Consider the following 18,306-nt stretch of genomic DNA (forward strand, 5'->3'; position numbering starts at 1 on the left):
CGCGGACTACAGCTCGATTCTCGTCGGCATTCAGGTGCCGGAAGCCGATAACGCGGAGTTCGACCGCTTTCTGACGACGCTCGGCTATCCGTATTGGGAAGAGACGCAGAATCCGGTTTATCGCTTATTCCTCGCCTGAATTTCTGACCCTACGCTGATGGCTCTTTCGCTTGTCGACAAACTGGTGGTGGCAATTTCGTCGCGCGCGCTCTTCGATTTCGAGGAAGAGAACCGCGTGTACGAGGAAGGCGACCTTCAGACCTACGAAGCATTGCAGCGCGAGCGGCTGAATGTGCCCGCCAAACCGGGCGTGGCGTTTCCGCTGATTCGCAAGCTGCTGGCGTTGAACGCGGGCGGCCATTGCGTGGAAGTGGTGATTCTGTCGCGCAGCGATCCGATCAGCGGCTTGCGCGCGTTTCATTCGTGCCGGGAACACGGACTCGCGATCGAGCGCGGCGTGTTCACGCGCGGGCGCGCGCCCTTTGGCTATCTGAAGCCGCTGAACGCGTCGCTGTTTCTGTCGGCGAATCAGGACGACGTGCGCGACGCGCTCGCCGCCGGCTTTCCGGCCGCGCGCGTTTTGCCCGAATCGGCGAAAATGGCGAGCAAATATCCGGATGAAATCCGCATTGCTTTCGACGGCGACGCCGTGCTGTTTTCGGACGAAGCCGAGCGCGTGTTTCAGAAAGACGGCTTGCGCGCGTTCGTCGGACACGAGACGCACAACAAGCATTTGCCGCTCGCCGACGGACCGCTGAAGCCATTGCTCGAAGCGCTTCATCGGCTGCAAAAACTCGCGGATCGAGCCGCACCCATGCATATTCGTACGGCATTGGTGACGGCGCGTTCGGCGCCCGCGCACGAGCGCGCCATCCGGACCCTGATGGCCTGGAACATTGAAATCGACGAAGCGATGTTCCTCGGCGGCCTCGACAAGAGCGCGTTTCTGCGCGAGTTCGAGCCGGACTTTTTCTTCGACGATCAAATTGGCCATTGCGAATCGGCCCGCGTCGTGACGGCGACCGGGCACGTGCTGAGTGGCATCGTGAATGCATCATGACACCCGAACAATCTCCGCTAGGTAAGGCCTCCACTTACACCGAACAGTACGACGCCTCGCTGCTGTTTCCGATTGCGCGCAGCAATGCGCGCGAGGCCATCGGAATCGCCGCGCAGTTGCCGTTTTTCGGCACGGACATCTGGAACGCGTATGAATTGTCGTGGCTGAATCAGCGCGGCAAGCCGCAGATCGCCGTGGCGACTTTCTTAGTGCCGGCCGATTCGCCGAATATCGTCGAGTCCAAGTCGTTCAAGCTTTATCTCGGCTCATTCGCGCAGACGGCGTTCGAGTCGATCGAAGCCGTGCGCGACACGATCAGGCGCGACGTGTCGGCCTCGTGTGGCGCGACGGTGTCGGTTTATCTGACCGCACCGCACGACTTCGGCAAATTGCAGATGGACGAATTCGAAGGCACGTCGCTCGACCGGCTGGATCTGGATACGGATGTCTATCAGCCCGACGCGTCGCTGCTGTCGGCGGCGCTGGATGAAGCGCCCGTCGAGGAAACTGTGTTCTCCAACCTGTTGAAGTCGAACTGTCCGGTGACCGGGCAGCCTGATTGGGGCAGCGTGCAGATTCACTATGTCGGGCCGCAGATCGATCACGCGGGCTTGCTGCGCTACATCATTTCCTATCGCAATCACACCGGGTTTCATGAACAGTGTGTCGAGAAGATTTTTATCGATGTGCTGAAGGCATGCCGCCCGGTGAAGCTCGCGGTTTACGCGCGTTATACGCGGCGCGGCGGGCTCGACATCAACCCGTTCCGCACCAACTACAATTTGCCGATGCCGGACAACATGCGCCTGGCGCGGCAGTAAGCAAGCAACGCAAATAGGCGCTTATCGCCGCGGCGCGTTCAGTCACGCCCGCGGCGAATGCTCAGGCGCTCAGGCCGTCGGCTTCTTATAAGCCACGCAATCCACCTCGACCTTGCAATCGATCACCATCGACGAAACGACACAGGCGCGCGCCGGCGGATTGTCGCCGAAATACTCGCGGAACACCTTGTTGAACGACGCGAAGTCGCGCGGATCGTCGAGCCACACGCCGCAACGCACCACGTGTTCCGCGCCGTAACCCGCTTCCTTCAGAATCGCGAACACGTTCTGAATCGCCTTGTGCGATTGCTCGACGATGCCGCCGTTGATCACTTCGCCGTTTTCCATCGGCGTCTGGCCCGATACGAAGAGCCAGCCGTCCGCTTCGACCGCGCGTGCGAACGGCATATGCTGACCGCCCGTTCCCTTTCCGCCTTCCACGCCATATCGCTTCATCATCGCACTCCTTAAAGGTTCGACGCGCGTGGCCGGAGCGCCACGCGCGGCTTGATGGATCGTTCGATCAGTTAATCAATCAGAATGCGCCCTGCGCGTCGCCTTTCGACGCCGCGCCGCGCGCCACGAAGTGCCCGGCGCGCTCGCCCGTCACCTCGCCGTTGCGGTATGTCAGCACGCCGTTCACCCACACTGCGTCGATGCCGTCGGCGGCCTGCTGCGGCTTGTCGAACGTGGCCGCGTCGCGCACTCTGGCGGGGTCGAACAGCACGAGGTCGGCGTGATAGCCGATGTGCACCTCGCCGCGCTGCGCGAGACCGAAGCGCCGCGCCGACAGGCTCGTCATCTTGCGCACCGCTTCTTCGAGCGGCAACAGACCGGCGTCGCGCGCGTAGTGGCCGAGCACGCGCGGAAACGCGCCCCACAGACGCGGATGCGGCAGCGGATCGTTCGGCAAGCCGTCCGAGCCGACCATGGTGGCGGGATGCGACAGGATGCGCCGTACGTCCTCTTCGGACATGTTGTGATACACCGCGCCCGCCGGCTGCAAGCGCTTGCCCGCTTCCTGCTGCGTGACGCCCCACTCGGCGGCAATCTCCTTCACGAGCTTGCCCGCCATTTCCGGATGCGGCTCCGACCACGTAATCGTAATGTCGATGTCGCCCGTCACCTGCTTCAGGTCGAGCGTCGACGAACTGCGGTTGTACGGATAACAATCGCAACCGACAGGCTGCAAACGCCGCGCGCCTTCGATCGACTTCAGCACTTCTTCGCTGCGGCCCCAGTTCGACGGACCCGCGCACTTCAGATGCGAAATCACCACCGGCACGCGTGCGTGGCGGCCGACGCGAAACGCCTCGTCCATCGCGTCGAGAATCGCGTCGAATTCCGTGCGCATGTGCGTGGTGTACAACGCGCCCGCGACGGCGAGCGGCTCGGCGAGCGCCATCACTTCTTCGGTCGGCGCGGCGAATGCGGAACCGTACGCAAGCCCCGAACTCAGGCCAAGCGCGCCGTTGGCGAGCGCCTCTTCGAGTTGCGCGCGCATGCCTTCGATTTCTCGCGGCGTCGCCGCGCGGTCGAGCCGGTCCATCTGATTGTTGCGCAACGCCGTGTGGCCGATCAGCGCGCCGACGTTCACGGCCGGACGCGCCGCGTTCACCGCTTTCACGTAGTCCGCGAAGCTCGGGTACTGGAATACGTCGCGCTCGCCGAGCAGATTCATCGGGTCCGGCGGATCGCCTTTGAGCGACACCGGCGACGCGCTAATCCCGCAATTGCCGACGATCACCGTCGTCACGCCTTGCGTGATTTTCGGCAGCATTTGCGGCGAGCGGATCACATGCGTGTCGTCGTGCGTGTGAACATCGATGAAACCGGGCGCGAGCGCGCGGCCTTCGGCCTCGATCACTTCTTCGGCGAGCCAGTTCGACAGATTGCCGATTGCGACGATGCGCCCGTCGCGGATCGCGACATCGCGCTCGACAGGCGGCGCGCCCGTGCCGTCATACAGTTGCGCGCCGACGATCAGCGTATCGGCGGCTTCGGGATGCGAGTGCATGGATCAGTCTCCTAACGGTTGTCGATCGCCGCCGCCGCGGTGCGTGTCCAACGCGTGCTTCATGCGGCGCAGCAATTCGCGGCTCTCGTCACCCTGGCTGACGGCGAGTTCGGTGACGAGCACATCGAGCGCCATCATCATCGCGTAACGCGACGACGACGGCTTGTAAATGAAGTCGGTCTCAAAAGCGACAATCGGGATCACCCAGTCGGCCAGTTTGGCGAGCGGCGACGCCGGCGCGGTCAGCGCGATCACGGTCGCGCCGTAGCTGCGCGCGATCTTGCAGTTTTCCACCATCTCCGGCACGCGCCCCGTGGTGGACAGCGCGATCACCACACTCTCGCGCGATACCGTGCTCGCGACCATGCGCTGCAACAGGGCGTCCTGATACGTGGCCACGGGCCGCCCGAGGCGCACGAGCCGGAAGCGCATTTCGTCGGCGAGCGCGGTCGAGCCGCCGCCCATGCCGAACACGTAAATCATGCGCGCAGCGCGCAGCGCGACGGCGGCATCGGCTAACGGCGCCTGGCGCAGCAGTTGATGGTTGTGCGCGAGCGCCGTCTGCAATTCGTCGAATATGCGGGTCGCGATGGGCTCGGGCGCATCGCTTGCGGCGCCCGTCTGCAAAAAGCGCTGACCGACCGCCGCGGCCTGCGCGAGGCGCAGCTTCAATTCGCGGACGTCGCGGCAACCCACGGCTTTCGCAAAGCGCGTGACGGTCGCGACGCTCACCTGTGCCTGCTGCGCGAGCGCGCCGATGCTCGCGCGCGACGCGCCCGTCAGATCGTCGAGGATCAGCGCGGCGACCTTGCGTTCGGCCGAGCGCAACTCCGGCGCGGATTCGGCGATGCGCGCGACGATGTCGAATGCCAGCGGTTCGGCGGTTGAGTTCATTGCAGCTCGTGGAATGCCGCGCCAGGACGCGAAGCGGCTGCTAACGGCTGACAGCGCGCCTCCGGCCCAAGCTTGGTACTAAATAACATTTCTGTGCCCATCGTACTTTCTGTAACATGATAAAGTCAACTTCGATTCAATTTAACCGGACGATGGAGCAGGCGACATGAAAGTTACAAACTATCAAGGCGCGACGATTGATCCTTATAGCAAGGGCTTGGGCATAGTTCCGGGCACGAGCATCCAGCTCACGGATGCGGGGCGTCTCGAGTGGAATCTGCTGAACGAAGACGTGAGCCTGCCCGCCGCGGTGCTCTATGCAGACCGCGTCGAGCACAATCTGAAATGGATGCAGGCGTTCGTCGCCGAATATGGCGTGAAGCTCGCGCCGCACGGCAAGACGACCATGGCGCCGCAACTGTTCCGCCGCCAGCTGGAAACCGGCGCGTGGGGCATTACGCTCGCCACCGCGCATCAGGTTCGCGCGGCTTATCACGGCGGCGTCTCGCGCGTGTTGATGGCGAATCAGCTGGTCGGCCGCCGCAACATGATGATGATCGCCGAGTTGCTGAGCGATCCGGACTTCGAGTTTTTCTGTCTCGTCGATTCAGTCGAAGGCGTCGAGCAATTGGGGCAGTTCTTTTCGTCGGTGAAGAAGTCGTTGCAGGTGCTGCTCGAACTCGGCGTGCCGGGCGGCCGCACTGGCGCGCGCGACGAAGCGCAGCGCAACGCGGTGCTCGCGGCGATCGCCCGCTATCCCGGCGTGCTGAAGCTCGCGGGCGTCGAGTTGTATGAAGGCGTGCTGAAGGAAGAGCACGAAGTGCGCGAGTTTCTGCAAAGCGCGGTCGCGGTCACGCGCGCGCTCGTCGACGAAGGGCGCTTTGAGCGCACGCCGGCGGTGCTGTCGGGCGCGGGTTCGGCATGGTACGACGTGGTCGCCGAGGAATTCGCGAAGGCGTCGCAAACCGGCAAGGTCGAGGTCGTGCTGCGCCCCGGCTGCTATTTGACGCATGACGTGGGCATTTATCGTAAGGCGCAGACGGATATTTTCGCGCGCAATCCGGTCGCGAAAAAAATGGGCGAAGGGCTGCTGCCCGCGTTGCAGTTGTGGGCGTACGTGCAGTCGATTCCCGAGCCGGATCGCGCGATCATCGGGCTCGGCAAACGCGACTCCGCATTCGACGCGGGCCTGCCCGAACCGGCGCGCCACTATCGGCCGGGCAATGAGGCGCCGCGCGATATCGCCGCGAGCGAAGGCTGGGAGATCTTCGGCTTGATGGATCAGCACGCGTATCTGCGGATTCCCGCAGGCGCCGATCTGAAGGTGGGCGACATGATCGCGTTCGACATTTCGCACCCGTGTCTCACGTTCGACAAATGGCGTCAGGTGCTGGTGCTCGATCCGGCTTATCGGATCACGGAAGTGATCGAAACGTTCTTCTGATTGTTTTGTTTGTGTAGACGGCACGCGGACCGCGCGCCGCCGTTCAGCGCTGCGCTGCGCCGGCCGCCGGCGCATCGGCGGCGGCGATGACCTCGGCGGTTGCATCGGCGGTTGCATCGGCGAGCGTGGCCGAGGCCGCCACTTCGCCGATTCTGGCTTCGAGCATTTTCAGCGCGCCCGACAATGCGTTCAGTGCGTCGTCCGGCAGCGCCGCCAGCGTGTCCTGCAAGAAGGCGGCGCGGCGCGGCATGCTGGCTTCGGTCGCGGACATGCCGGCTTCCGTCAGGCGCACGTTGGTCACGCGGTTATCGCGCGTGTCCATGCTGCGCGCGATCCAGCCCAATCCTTCCAGCGCCTTCAATTGACGCGTCAACGCGCCGGGGTCCACACGCAACTGCTCGACGAGCCGCTTCTGCGACAGTTCGCCCGCCTGTTCGCGCAGCGCCAGCATAATGCGCCAGCGCGGCAACGGGTGACCCACTTGCGCCTCGAAGGCCGACATGAACGCCCGATATGTGCGGCCGAATTGCTGCATGACGGCGACGCGGTCCTGTTCTTCCATGATGGTTCAGTAAAACGTGAGTCGAAAATCAGTCGGCGTGAATCACCGGTTCGAGCTTGCGCTGAAGCTTGATCGGCGGAACACGGCGGCTTTGCCATACCGACACCACGGCGATGACGGCGGCCATCGCCAGGCCGAAGTGAATCGCCGCCACGAGCGTTTGGCGTGCCGTTTCGAGCAGCATGGCGCCGTTGTGTCCCGCGTGCGCGAGCTGGCCGAGCAAGCTCGCCTGCGCTTCGTGGTTGATCAGAATCTGCGGGTCGCCGAGATCGGCGAACCATTGCGACGCGTGATCGCTTTCCAGCGCGCGGCGCACGCCGCTCGCGTACATGTGGCTGATCAGCGTTCCAGTGAGCGCCGTGCCGATCATGCCACCTATCATCCGCAGCGATTGCAGCAGCGCGGTGGCGATGCCGAGATGCTCGCGGCCGGCCGTCTGCTGCGCGAAGATCGTGAGGTTCGGCATGACGAAGCCAAGCCCGAGACCGCCGAGCACCATGAACGACATGAGCAGCCATTGCGGCATGGAACGCGTGGCGATAACCACGCCGAGGCACGCCAGCGCGAGAAGCGCGAAGCCGACGTACAGCATCAGATTCGGATTGCGCACGCGCGACACGACGCGGCCGTTCGCGATACTGCCGATCGTAATGAACACGACGAGCGGCGTGATCACCAGGCCGGCTTCTTTCGGTGACATCCCGAAACCGCCCTGGAACAGGAGCGGCGCATAGAAAAGCAGCGAAAACATTGAGAACCCGCCGAGCACCGCCAGCGTGAACAGCGCGGAAAGACTCTTGTTGCGGAACATGTCGACGGGAAGAATCGCCGCCGGACAGCGCTTTTCCCATTGCCACAGCGCATACGCCGACACGACGCTCAACACGAGCAAACCGCACGCGCTGAAGGTGAGCCCGTGCTTCGGCAGCAACTCGACGAACAATTGCAGCGAACCGAGCGCCACCGCGATCAGCACAGCGCCGGGCCAATCGAGCCGCATTTTGCCTTCGTGCTCGACATGCCGCAGATGCGGCAGAAACCGCCACACGAAAAACAGCGACAACAGACCGACCGGCAGATTCACATAGAACACCGAGCGCCAGCCGTAGTATTGCGTGAGGAAGCCGCCAAGCGACGGCCCGACCGCATTGGCGATGCCGAAGGCGGAACTCATCAGCACCTGCCAGCGCAGGCGCACGACGGAATCGGGAAAGAGATCGGGAATGCAGGCAAACGCGGTGCCGACCAGCATGCCGCCGCCGATGCCCTGGAGGCCGCGCGCGAGCACGAGAAACAACATGTTGTTCGCGACGCCGCACAGCACGGACGCGCCGGTGAACACGACAATCGACGCGATCACGAAAGGCTTGCGCCCGTAATAGTCGCCGAGCCTGCCGAAAATCGGCACGGTGATCACCGAGGTCAGCAGATACGAGGTCGCGACCCACGCGTACAGTTCGAAGCCCTTGAGTTCGGCGACGATGGTGGGCAGCGCGGTGCCGACCACCGTCTGGTCCAGAGCGACCAGCATGGTGACGAAGGAGATGCCGAGCATCGCGAGAAGCGATTCACGGAAGGGTAAGACTTGCCCACTCGAATGGTGGGCCGCGGTATGGACAGCCATTTTTGATAGAGCAACAGTTGACTCGTCAAATGATTACGAAATCATACCACGGCGTTATGCTCTAAGCAGGCGCTATGCTGGACGTCGCAGGCGCCCCGCCGCGCTTTGAATCGACTGAAGAATGTCCATCACCTGACGCCTGGGAGGCACATGGAGCCGAGTTCGCTCGCAGCACAATCGTTGTCGGAAGAAGATCTCAGCGCGCTGCGGCGCGCGAAACACGAACTGGAAAGGCCCGCGCTGGCAATGAAACTCGCGAGCATCGTCGGCGCACCGTTGGAAAAGCTGATCTCGCGCATGCCCGCATTTGCCAACGAAAAAGTCACGGAGGCAACCGAACTGGCGCTGCGCAAGTGTCTTTCTATTGCGCTGCGCACGCTGGGGCGGCGCGGCGGCGCGTCGCCGTTGCTGGCGCCCGAGAAGCCGAGCAATCTGCTGCACAAGTTCGCGGTCGCCACGACCGGCGCTGCCGGCGGCGCCTTCGGCCTGTTCGCATTGCCGGTCGAGTTGCCGGTCACGACCACACTTATGTTCCGCTCGATCTGCGACATTGCGCGCAGCGAAGGCGAAGACCTGACGTCGATCGACACGCAACTCCAATGTCTGACGGTGCTCGGCATGGGCGGCGTCTCCACCGCCGATGACGACGCCGACTTCGGCTACTTCATCATGCGCGGCGCGCTGGCGCAGGCGGTGTCGAAAGCGTCGTCGGAAATCGCGGCTAAGGGATTCAGCTCGCACGGATCGGCGGCCTTGTTGCGCCTGCTCAATACGATCGCGGCGCGCTTTTCCGTGCAGGTGAGCGAGCAGATCGCCGCGAAGTCGATTCCAGCGATCGGCGCGGTGCTCGGCGCAATGGTCAACACGGTGTTCATCGACCACTTCCAGCAGGCCGCGCACGGCCACTTCACCGTGCGGCGGCTCGAGCGGCAATACGGCGAGGAAACGGTGAAGGTCGCGTATCAGGCTATCGACGTCACGCTGGACGCCTGAGCCGCGTTGGCGGCGCGGCTCGTCACGCGCCGAACGAAGGTGGCCGCGCCGTCGAGCGCGCGGTTCGCCTCGGGAATGAACGGCGCGAAGATCGGCCAGACGTGCGGCATCTTCTCCCACACTTCCAGCTCGCAATCGACGCCGGCCGCGCGCGCGTTCGCGGCCACGCGTCGCGAATCGTCGAGCAGGACTTCGGTGCTGCCTGCCATCATGAAAAGCGGCGGCAAGCCGCGCAGATCGGCATACAACGGCGATGCGTACGGATGCGTCGCGGACGTCTCGCCAAGGTAAACCTTCGCAGCCCTTGCAATCGCGGGGCCACTGAACATGGGGTCGGCGCCGTCGTTATCGACGATGCTCGCGCCCGTCGCCGCCAGATCGGTCCACGGCGAAAACAGCAGGCCGCCGGCGGGCAGCGGGTCGCCCGCGTCGCGCAGCGCGACCAGCGTTGCGAGCGCGAGGCCGCCGCCGGCTGAATCGCCGGCAATCACAATCGACTCGGGCGCGGTGCCGCTGCTGAGCAACTGACGATAGGCGGCGATTGCATCGTCGAGCGCGGCTGGGAAACGATGTTCGGGAGCGAGGCGGTAGTCGAGTGAAAAGATCGACGCGTCCGCCCGCGTCGCGAGGCCGAACACAATCGAGCGATGCGAGCGCGGCGAGCAGAAGTAATAGCCGCCTCCGTGACAATACAGCACGGTGGATTGCGCGCCGGCGGCGGGCTCCAGCCATTCGCCACGCAGCGCCTCACCGTGGGCGCCGTCCAGTTCTCGCAGATGCCAGCCGCGCGGCACGTCCGGCGTCCAGGCGCGCTTCGCGGTCGTCGCCCGCGCCCTCGCGACATCGACATGCGGCTTCAGGGTGTGTGGGCGAAATTGCCGACGCAAGAACCAGCACGCGAGCGCGCTTTGCCAACTCATCGGGACATGCTCCTTCGAAGATGTCCTTGCATCGTACGCGCGTTTCTCACGGCGCCGGTGGATGGCGGCTTCTAATCTTGAAAAAGCGCCGCTGCGTTCGTGAGAGCGGTCAAGGCGGCGGTTTGTTATCGCTTAATTGGCGGGCAGGACTTGTCCGCGAATTTCGCCCATCGGATTTTGCGCGGTGTGAATGTTGAAGTACCACTGGCCGGCCATCAGATCGGTCACCTGCTGTTCGCTGAGCGCCGCCGAGCCTTTGATCGGACTCGCGAGCGCGCCCTTCTCGACCGGCACCTGCACCTTCGCGTTTTGTCCCACCGGCGCCGGGCCGTGGAAATGCGCGGCGGTGGCAGGACCGCTCAGACCTTCGTAAGTCACCGTCCATTGCAGCGATTTCGTCGAGGTATCGAACGTTGCGTTCAACGCGCCGTGTCCGTGACTCACGCGAGGCGGCACTTCGCTCGAAGGTTCGAGGTCCGCTTTCAATGCCACCGTGTCGGCGAACGCGACGCCCGCCGTCACCGCCCACAACGCCACAGCCAGATTCAGTTTTCTTAGCATAATCATGGTCCTCTTCGCACTGGATGCGCCGCCGCGACGACTCTCGGTCGCGCGGAGCCATCACATACTAGTGCAAATCGTTCGATGACGTTGGCGGCGGAAAAACGCTTCTGCTGACGTCCGGACTCGCGCTATATCGATTCTTCAAACAATTATTTGCAGATTCTGTAATGAATTATTTGCGCTATCCCCGGTATGCTTCGGCCTGCGAGAAGTGACTCCTTCATCGAGGGATGTCTCCAAATCTTTAACGCGGCTTCGGCCGCGTTTTTTTTCGCCTGGATTTCGCTTGGGTTCGCGGGGGCCTCGGCCTCGCCTTGCCCTGATGCCGCGCGGACAGGGCAACGTCTTTAGGCCAGCAACGCGGCTTGTTGCTCGATGCCGTCGAGCATCGCATTGCACTTGTCGATCAACGTGAGTCCGCCATGGCGCATGCGCTCGGGTGCATCGGCGATGATATTGCGGCGATATTCGTCGAGCACGTTGATGAGAGGCGGGTATTGCAGCACGCTCGCCGCGCCTGTCACCCGATGAAGCCACTCGCGCAGACGAGCCATGTCGGCGCTCTCCAGCAATGGCGACAATGACTGAACATCTTCGCGCACGGAAGACACGAACGAATCGAGCAACGCCTTGACCGTCGATTCGCTGCCCCACAGTTGCGTCATGTGACCCAGGTCCACGGGAACGAAAGGCTCGGCACCCGCTGCGACGGACCCTGCAAGCGCCGGCACGTCGACGGTGTCGGCGGGCGCGGCCTGCCATGCGCTGTCAATGCCGAACCAGCGCGTCAGATACTCGCGCAGCGTGGCGAGGCGCGTTGGCTTGACGAGACTGTCGTCCATGCCGGCCTCGCGACACATGCGCAGGTCTTCGGGCGCGGTGTTCGCGGTAATGCCCAGAATCGGCAGACGATACGACCCGCCCTGCTCCCGCTCGCGCGCCCGGATGCTCCGCGTCAGTTCATAGCCCGACAGGTTGGGCATATGACAGTCTGTGATCAGACATCCGTAACTGGTGTTTTCGAGCGCGGCTAGCGCTTCGGCGCCGTCGTTCGCGACGTCGCAAGCAAAACCGAGCAACGCGAGTTGATGGCGAATCAACTCCTGATTCACCGGATGATCTTCCGCCACGAGAATGAGGCGGCCGCTCGCGATGGCCCGCTCGCGATCCGGCGGCGCAGTGATGCCTTCGGCCGTGCGCGGCACGCCGACCGACGGCACCGGCGCCGACTGAAGCCCAGTCATTGCCGCGGCGCACACCGCGCTAAACCCGCGCCACGAAATCGGATTGATACTGAGGCGCACGTTGTCGTCGAGAATGCGGTAACCCGTTGGCTTCGGCTTTTCCGTCAGGGAAATCACGCGCAGCTTGCCTCTGACGTCAGCGGGCAGCGGCATATCCTCGCTCGCGAAAAGCAGATCGATGTCCTTCAGCACGGCGCTACAGCGCAATTCCGGCGCGTTAGCCGGCATGCGCCGCAACTCCAGTCCCAGCGCTTTCCCGAAGTGGACCAACGCCTGACCGACGCGCGCGTCGTTGGTCGCCACGAGGCAGCGCTTGCCGCGTAAGCCGTTCACCGAATAACTCGGCGTTTCGACCGGCATGCTGAGCCGCACCGTCATGCGGGTGCCCGAGCCGGGCTCGCTGACGAGCGTGAGCGAACCGTTCATCAGTTCGATCAGCTTGCGGCAAATGGTCAGGCCGAGGCCCGTGCCGCCGAAGCGGCGCGTGGTGGATGACTCCGCCTGCACGAACGGCTCGAACAGCTTCGCCTGGACGTCCGGCGCGATGCCGATGCCGGTATCCTCGACGATCATTTCGAGTGTCTGAAGCTCGTCCGATTGCGCGACGACCGCCACGCTCACATCCACGTGCCCCTCGGGCGTGAACTTGATTGCATTGCCGAGCAGGTTGAAAAGGACTTGCCGGAACCTCACGCTGTCGCCCTTGAGCGTGGCCGCGACATCCGACGCGATGTCCACCCGGACTTTCAGACCTTTCTCGTGCGCGCGGCCAGCAAGCAAACCCACGGCGTTATCGACCAGTTCGCGCAGATCGATCGGCTCGGCTTCGATCGTCAAACGTCCGGCTTCGATCTTCGAGTAGTCGAGCAGGTCGTCGAGTATTTGCAGCAGCGCGCCCGCCGACTCGTGGATCATGCCGAGCATTTCGCCCTGATCCGCGTTGAGCGGTGTGCGCTCCAGCACTTCGACGAGCCCGAGCACGCCATTCATCGGCGTGCGGATTTCGTGGCTCATCATCGCGAAAAAGTCGTCTTTGGCTCGCGACGCCGCCTCCGCGAGGTCGCGCGCGCGGGCGAGCTCCTCGGCGCGCGCATGTTCGATGCTCGCGTCGACCCAGTAACCGTTCCATGCGACGCTGTCATCCGCCTCCCGGCGCGGCACGAGTTCGGCGCGCGTCCATTTGAAATTGTGCTCGGGCCCCAACCGAAACTCGATGAGCACCGGCTCTTCCAGACGAGCCGACCGCTCGAGTTCGGCCATCACGGACGCCCGGTCTTGCTCGTAAATGCGCTCGAAGTCCGCACTGTCGCGGCGGCCCTGCCTTATTTCGCCGTGGCCCAGCAAAAGTTTCGGCGCGCCGCCAACGTATGGAAACGAATACACGCCGTCTGGCGTGCGGCGCATCTGGAACACGACCGCGGGCAATGTACGCGTGACATCGAAAAGGCGCCGCTCGGTATCGCGTGCGCGCATTTCCGCGCGCCGGATATCGGTGATATCGACCATGGTTCCGAGTACGCAGACTGGTTGACCGTCGTTGCCACGGCAAATGCTGGTCCAGAACAGGCCATGCCGCAGTTCTCCGGGGCCGCGCTCGAACTGCAGTTCGACCTGAGCCATGTCGCCGCCTTGCAGCAGATCGCGCCTCATTTCGTCGAGCACGCGGCTGTTTGCCTCACCCCATGTCTGAACCTCCATCGTGCTGCGCCCGATAACCGCCTCACGACTCAGTCCGCACGACTGCTCATAGGCTCCGTTGACCGCGATATAGCGGCCCTGCAAATCCTGCGCGACGAGCGGATAGGGCACCATCTTCATCATGGTTTCCTGGAAATTCAGTTGCAGCGCCAGTTCGCGCTCAGTCTCCTTGCGGCGCCTGACTTCGCGCTGCAGCAGCAGATAAGCGCGCAACGTGACGAGCAAGGCAACGCCGATGCCGATCAGCACAGGCAACAGGCGCACCGCCGAAACACTCCACGTGCCCGCCCCCGGCGCGTTGCCGGTGACCCACTTGCGCCGGATGCGCTGCTTTTCCGCGGGCGGCATGGCGAGCAGCGCGCGGTCGATCAAGCCGGCAAGCGGGCTCAGATCTGGGCGCACGGTGAAGTCGAGCGCGTCGGATTCGCCCACGGTGCCAAGAATCTTCAGGATGCCGGCATATTGCTGTTTCAACAGAATGTCGACGGCGGCCACGTTTTCCACCACGACGTCCGCTTCGCCCGACGCGACCATGCGCAACGCTTCCTCCAGGCTGGGTGCGACCTCGACCCGGTCCTTCGGAATGTGCTGGAAAACAAGCGGATCGACACCCGCGACATGCGACGACACCACAATGCGCCGCGAAGCGAAATCGTTGAGCGAACGTGCGGCCGGCTCGTCGTCGCGGCCTACCATGACCAGTGGATAACTTTCGTACGCGCGGGTGTGACGCGCCTTCTGCAGACGCGGATCGTTGCTCGTCCCGGTAGTGAGAATCGCCAGATCGCCGCGCTGGAATGCCTCGATCGTGCTGGGCCAATCGGGCTCCCGCGCCCGGTTGAACACGATGCCCAGCGTGCGGCTCAGGTACGCGAGATAGTCGGCGGTGACGCCGGCGGGCCGCCCGGAAACGTCGACATAACTGAAAGGCGCCCAGTTACTGTCGAAGCCCACCCGCAGCGGCGGCAACGAGCGCAGCCAGGCCTGTTCCTGCTGTGTCAGTTCCAGCCGCGACGGTGCGGGATCGGGCTTGGCGTCGAAATTGCCGGAGAGCCAGTGCACGCGAATTGCCGCGGCGTCCGCCTGGTTCATGGATAGCAACGCATGGTCGAGCCGGTCGCGCAATGCAACCTGGCTGCGCGGCAGACCAAAGCGCAACTCCGCGGTTTTGGAGGTTTCCTCGAATGCAATGCGCAGGTTGCGGAACTCGTCGGTCGCGAGCGTATATTGGACGGCCGGTGTGAAACCCATGTACACGTCCGCCTCACCGCGGGCAACGGCGGCGAGCGCCGCGTGCGTGGAGGTGAACGCGCTGATCCGGGCCCGCGGGAACCGCTCGCGCAACGACCGTTCGAGCGCAAAACCCTTTTCTATCGCGATGGCTGCGCCTACGAGCCGAGCCGGCCCTTCGTACATGTCGCCGCCCCGGCGCACCACGGCCGATGTCGAAGCCCGGAAATACGGCGCCGTGAAACTTACGCAACGTTCGCGCTCAGCGGTGCGGGCGAGGCTCATCAACAGATCGACGTTGCCCGCGCACGCGGCGGCCAGCAGTTGCGGCATGTCAGGAAACGCTTTTGCCTCGATCACGACGCGCGGCCCTACCAGCGCGCGCAAATAGTCGACGCTCATTCCAGTGAGCTGGCCGTCTTGCAGTGCGTCGAACGGGAGCCAGTCGTCCGCGAGCACGCCGACGGTCAGTTTCTGCGGAAAGGCACCCTCCGTCGTGGAGGAGGCCGGAACCCCGAACGGCTGCGCAGCAGTGGCCCACTGAGTTGCGACAAACAGCGAGATCACCAGCACGCACATCGACGCCCGTCGGAGCACGCGCGTGATTGCCGCCCTTTCCAGCATGGCCGTGAAGAAAACGAAAAGCACGGCGCGACTCACGCGACCTCGCTCTGCCCGTCGGCAAGCGTAGCCGCGGCCTGATCAGATTTGTCACCGAGGAACGAGAACAGAAAGCCGGCAACGACGCCGCCCGACATGGGCGCAGCCCAGAAAAGCCACAGTTGATCCAGCGCCCAATCGCCGACGAAAAGCGCCTGCGCGGTGGAGCGAGCCGGATTGACTGAGCCGTTGGTGACCGGCATCGACACGAGATAGGCGAGCGCCAGACAGCCGCCGACGACCACCGGCGCGGCCGCCGCCCTCTTGTACCGCGTGGCCACCACGAGGCTGGCCATCACGAACGCAAACGACAGCACGAACTCAATGACCAGCGCCGAGTGCAATTGATAGTCGGAAGGAGAATGGTCGCCAAAGCCGTTGGCCGCGAACTCGCTCGCGCTCATGTCGAACCCGGGACGGCCGCTCGCGACGTAAACGAGCAGCGCCGCAGCCGCCACGGCGCCGAGAATCTGCGCGGCGATGTAGGGCAACAGGTCTTTGACAGGAAACCGCTGTGCGGCCGTAAAGGCGACCGTGACGGCGGGATTGAAGTGGGCGCCCGACGTTTCGCCGAACCAGTAGCTCGCCGTGGCCTGCGCAAGACCGAACGCGAGCGAGACCTCGAGCACGCCGTAGCCCTGCTGCACGGCACCTGCATTCAATACGATGCTGCCGCAGCCGATGAACACCAGCCACGCCGTACCCACGCCCTCGACCAACAAACGCTTACCTAGCACCGCCATGCCGCCTCCTTGTCGCTATGCGAAGCAGACGGCACCGCGCAATCGCCGCAAGACATCTGCCCGAATTTTCCGGCTCCGAATCGCTCAGCCTCGAAAACAACTGCTCGATAAGGCGAACGTCTATAGAAGCCAAAGTCAATTCACAACTATGAAGCGGCAAGCCCTCTCAACCAATCAGAAGACTCCTAATTCCGGGACTGCAAACCAAGGGTATAGGGGAGTAGCGTGTCTCCTAGATCAGACCGATCTGACGTGCGTAGTCGATAAGATCGGATTCGGTCTCAAGACCCAGCTTGCGCATGGCGGTACGTTTCTGCGTGCTAATGGTTTTGCCGCTGCGCCGCAAACGCTTCGCGATTTGGTGCACGGCGAAGCCTTGCACATACAGCTGGAAAATCTCCCATTCGCGAGCACTCAGATCGCTCGCTCGCAACTGCGGCGGCGTGTCCGTCGTTTCCATCTCAATGCGCACGTGTTCTGACAGATAGACGTCTCCCGCCAAGGCTGTCTCGATCGCATCGAGCAACGCAGCGGTCGTGTCACGCTTATCGACAATCGCGCTGACGCCGAGATGCAGCAGCCCCGAAAGCATGTGTGCGCGACAAATCATGGTCAACACGACGACCGCTGGGTGCGTGCGCCCTCTCAATACGCGGCGCAAGAGCGACACCACGTTACTTCCGCCGTCGAGCCCGGGCATGCTGATGTCGGTGACGACTATGTCGCACTCGCGCGTGTCGAGTAGTTCGGCGAGAGTATGCGCGTCGCGGCCCTCGCCGACGATTTCAATGTGCGGCACGGCCTGCAGCAGCCGCTTGACGCCGGCACGCACGCACTCGTGGTCGTCGGCCACGATGATGCGAATCTTGTCTGTCATTTTTATCTTGTGTTATCGACTGACACGCCGAGTACAGGATGTACGTCCCCCGGACAATGCCAATACATTGTTGTGTAGTGTCACGCCAGCCCGGCGCGACGTTTCGTTGTCTGTCAGCGTATTTCCACGCGCGCCTCGGACACCACGCCATGCTCGACCGCGAAGCGGAATAATTCAGCGTCGCTATGCAGTGCGAGCTTGCGCATTGCCGTGCATTTCTGCGCGCTGATCGTCTTCACGCTGCGCCCGAGGCGCCCCGCGATTTCAGTGACACCGAGCCCCGACGCGTAGTGGGTAAAGACCTCGAGTTCGCGCCGCGACAACACTGAACGGACGAAATCGAGCCGCTGCAATGCTGTTGCCTCCGCGATGAGCGCGCGTACGGCGGGGCCGAGATAGGACTCGCCTGCCAGCGCCGTGATGATCGCCACGTGAATCAGATCGATGCGATCGCGCTTGCTGACGAGCGCACGCACGCCGAGCGAAATGACGCTTTGCAGCGCGCTCGCCTCGGTCTCCATGGTGAGGACGACCAGCGCCACGTGGGGAAAGCGGCTTCTGAACTGGCGCACGGCCTCGATTCCGCTGCCGTCCGCGCCGCCCGGCATATAAAGATCCATGAGCACCAGATCGCAGCCAGTGCGGTCGACTTCCGCGAACAGTTCGGTCGCATCCGCCGCGCGGCCGACGACCTCCACGTTCGGATAACTTCCCATCAGATTTTCGATCGCCAACAGGACGAGCGGATGATCGTCCGCGATGATCGCCCGGACCGGTGTGCCTATTTCAGCGGTGTCGCCCATCGTCTAACTCTCCCTCATCTCCTGACGCCCTTCACGGTATCTTGCGCATCCAGCTCTGCCACGATCTTGAGGCATTCCAAAAAGACAAAACATAAGATCGCTCCGAAACGGATTCATTTCGCGCGAATTTAATTGCTTAGATATCCGATTAA

General features: G+C 63.3%; 16 protein-coding genes. 5 read left to right on the forward strand and 11 right to left on the reverse strand.

All coding sequences use genetic code 11. The annotated features are described in order from the left end of the window. From VOM14_RS22195 to queF, 3 genes are all read left to right on the forward strand, one after another. Window positions 1-139, forward strand: a 139-nt coding sequence (locus VOM14_RS22195; RefSeq protein WP_327631072.1) for a hypothetical protein, incomplete at its 5' end; no start/stop codon positions are given. An 18-nt stretch (window positions 140-157) separates the two neighbouring features. Next, window positions 158-1,060: a 5'-nucleotidase gene (locus VOM14_RS22200; RefSeq protein WP_327630901.1), complete on the forward strand. Its 903-nt coding sequence runs from the start codon at window positions 158-160 to the stop codon at window positions 1,058-1,060. Beyond that, entirely contained in the window at window positions 1,057-1,881 is an 825-nt protein-coding gene (gene queF / locus VOM14_RS22205) for an NADPH-dependent 7-cyano-7-deazaguanine reductase QueF (RefSeq protein WP_327630902.1), read from the forward strand. Before VOM14_RS22200 ends, queF begins: the two co-directional genes overlap by 4 nt. A gap of 69 nt (window positions 1,882-1,950) precedes the next feature. Here queF and VOM14_RS22210 read toward each other — a convergent pair whose 3' ends face one another. From VOM14_RS22210 to VOM14_RS22220, 3 genes are all read right to left on the reverse strand, one after another. Next, on the reverse strand, window positions 1,951-2,337 hold the full coding sequence (locus VOM14_RS22210) for a RidA family protein (protein ID WP_020066927.1): 387 nt from the start codon (window positions 2,335-2,337) through the stop codon (window positions 1,951-1,953). 79 nt (window positions 2,338-2,416) lie between these two features. Then, a complete protein-coding gene (locus VOM14_RS22215; RefSeq protein ID WP_327630903.1) occupies window positions 2,417-3,898 on the reverse strand; it encodes an N-acyl-D-amino-acid deacylase family protein in 1,482 nt (493 codons plus the stop codon). Between the two features lie 3 nt (window positions 3,899-3,901). Continuing rightward, entirely contained in the window at window positions 3,902-4,792 is an 891-nt protein-coding gene (locus VOM14_RS22220; RefSeq protein ID WP_327630904.1) for a MurR/RpiR family transcriptional regulator, read from the reverse strand. A 166-nt stretch (window positions 4,793-4,958) separates the two neighbouring features. On the opposite strand from VOM14_RS22220, the gene VOM14_RS22225 reads away from it, so the two are divergent. Then, window positions 4,959-6,236 (forward strand): amino acid deaminase, encoded by a 1,278-nt coding sequence (locus VOM14_RS22225; protein ID WP_327630905.1) that lies wholly within the window; start codon window positions 4,959-4,961, stop codon window positions 6,234-6,236. A gap of 43 nt (window positions 6,237-6,279) precedes the next feature. Here VOM14_RS22225 and VOM14_RS22230 read toward each other — a convergent pair whose 3' ends face one another. Beyond that, a complete protein-coding gene (locus VOM14_RS22230) occupies window positions 6,280-6,798 on the reverse strand; it encodes a MarR family winged helix-turn-helix transcriptional regulator (protein WP_327630906.1) in 519 nt (172 codons plus the stop codon). 28 nt (window positions 6,799-6,826) lie between these two features. After that, window positions 6,827-8,422: an MDR family MFS transporter gene (locus VOM14_RS22235; protein WP_327630908.1), complete on the reverse strand. Its 1,596-nt coding sequence runs from the start codon at window positions 8,420-8,422 to the stop codon at window positions 6,827-6,829. A gap of 150 nt (window positions 8,423-8,572) precedes the next feature. On the opposite strand from VOM14_RS22235, the gene VOM14_RS22240 reads away from it, so the two are divergent. Then, the gene (locus VOM14_RS22240) at window positions 8,573-9,415 is read left to right on the forward strand and encodes an EcsC family protein (protein ID WP_327630909.1); all 843 of its coding nucleotides are present in this window, start codon (window positions 8,573-8,575) and stop codon (window positions 9,413-9,415) included. Here VOM14_RS22240 and VOM14_RS22245 read toward each other — a convergent pair. The 6 genes from VOM14_RS22245 to VOM14_RS22270 form a co-directional block, all read right to left on the reverse strand. Then, a complete protein-coding gene (locus VOM14_RS22245) occupies window positions 9,385-10,335 on the reverse strand; it encodes an alpha/beta hydrolase (RefSeq protein ID WP_327630911.1) in 951 nt (316 codons plus the stop codon). The two genes, VOM14_RS22240 and VOM14_RS22245, sit on opposite strands and share 31 nt — an antisense overlap. Window positions 10,336-10,467: 132 nt before the next feature. Then, a complete protein-coding gene (locus tag VOM14_RS22250) occupies window positions 10,468-10,902 on the reverse strand; it encodes a CHRD domain-containing protein (protein ID WP_327630913.1) in 435 nt (144 codons plus the stop codon). A 344-nt stretch (window positions 10,903-11,246) separates the two neighbouring features. After that, window positions 11,247-15,695: an ATP-binding protein gene (locus tag VOM14_RS22255; protein WP_327631073.1), complete on the reverse strand. Its 4,449-nt coding sequence runs from the start codon at window positions 15,693-15,695 to the stop codon at window positions 11,247-11,249. Window positions 15,696-15,727: 32 nt separating this feature from the next. Further along, window positions 15,728-16,474 carry an aquaporin Z gene (gene aqpZ / locus VOM14_RS22260; RefSeq protein ID WP_327630914.1) on the reverse strand — a complete coding sequence of 249 codons (747 nt, stop codon included), beginning with the start codon at window positions 16,472-16,474 and terminating at the stop codon, window positions 15,728-15,730. Window positions 16,475-16,706: 232 nt separating this feature from the next. Further along, on the reverse strand, window positions 16,707-17,351 hold the full coding sequence (locus tag VOM14_RS22265) for a response regulator transcription factor (protein WP_327630915.1): 645 nt from the start codon (window positions 17,349-17,351) through the stop codon (window positions 16,707-16,709). Between the two features lie 113 nt (window positions 17,352-17,464). Beyond that, window positions 17,465-18,154, reverse strand: coding sequence for a response regulator transcription factor (locus VOM14_RS22270; protein ID WP_327630916.1), 690 nt, complete (start codon window positions 18,152-18,154; stop codon window positions 17,465-17,467). Between the last annotated feature and the right edge of the window lie 152 nt (window positions 18,155-18,306).

It is taken from the genome of Paraburkholderia sp. MPAMCS5 (assembly GCF_036016995.1).
Taxonomy (GTDB): domain Bacteria; phylum Pseudomonadota; class Gammaproteobacteria; order Burkholderiales; family Burkholderiaceae; genus Paraburkholderia.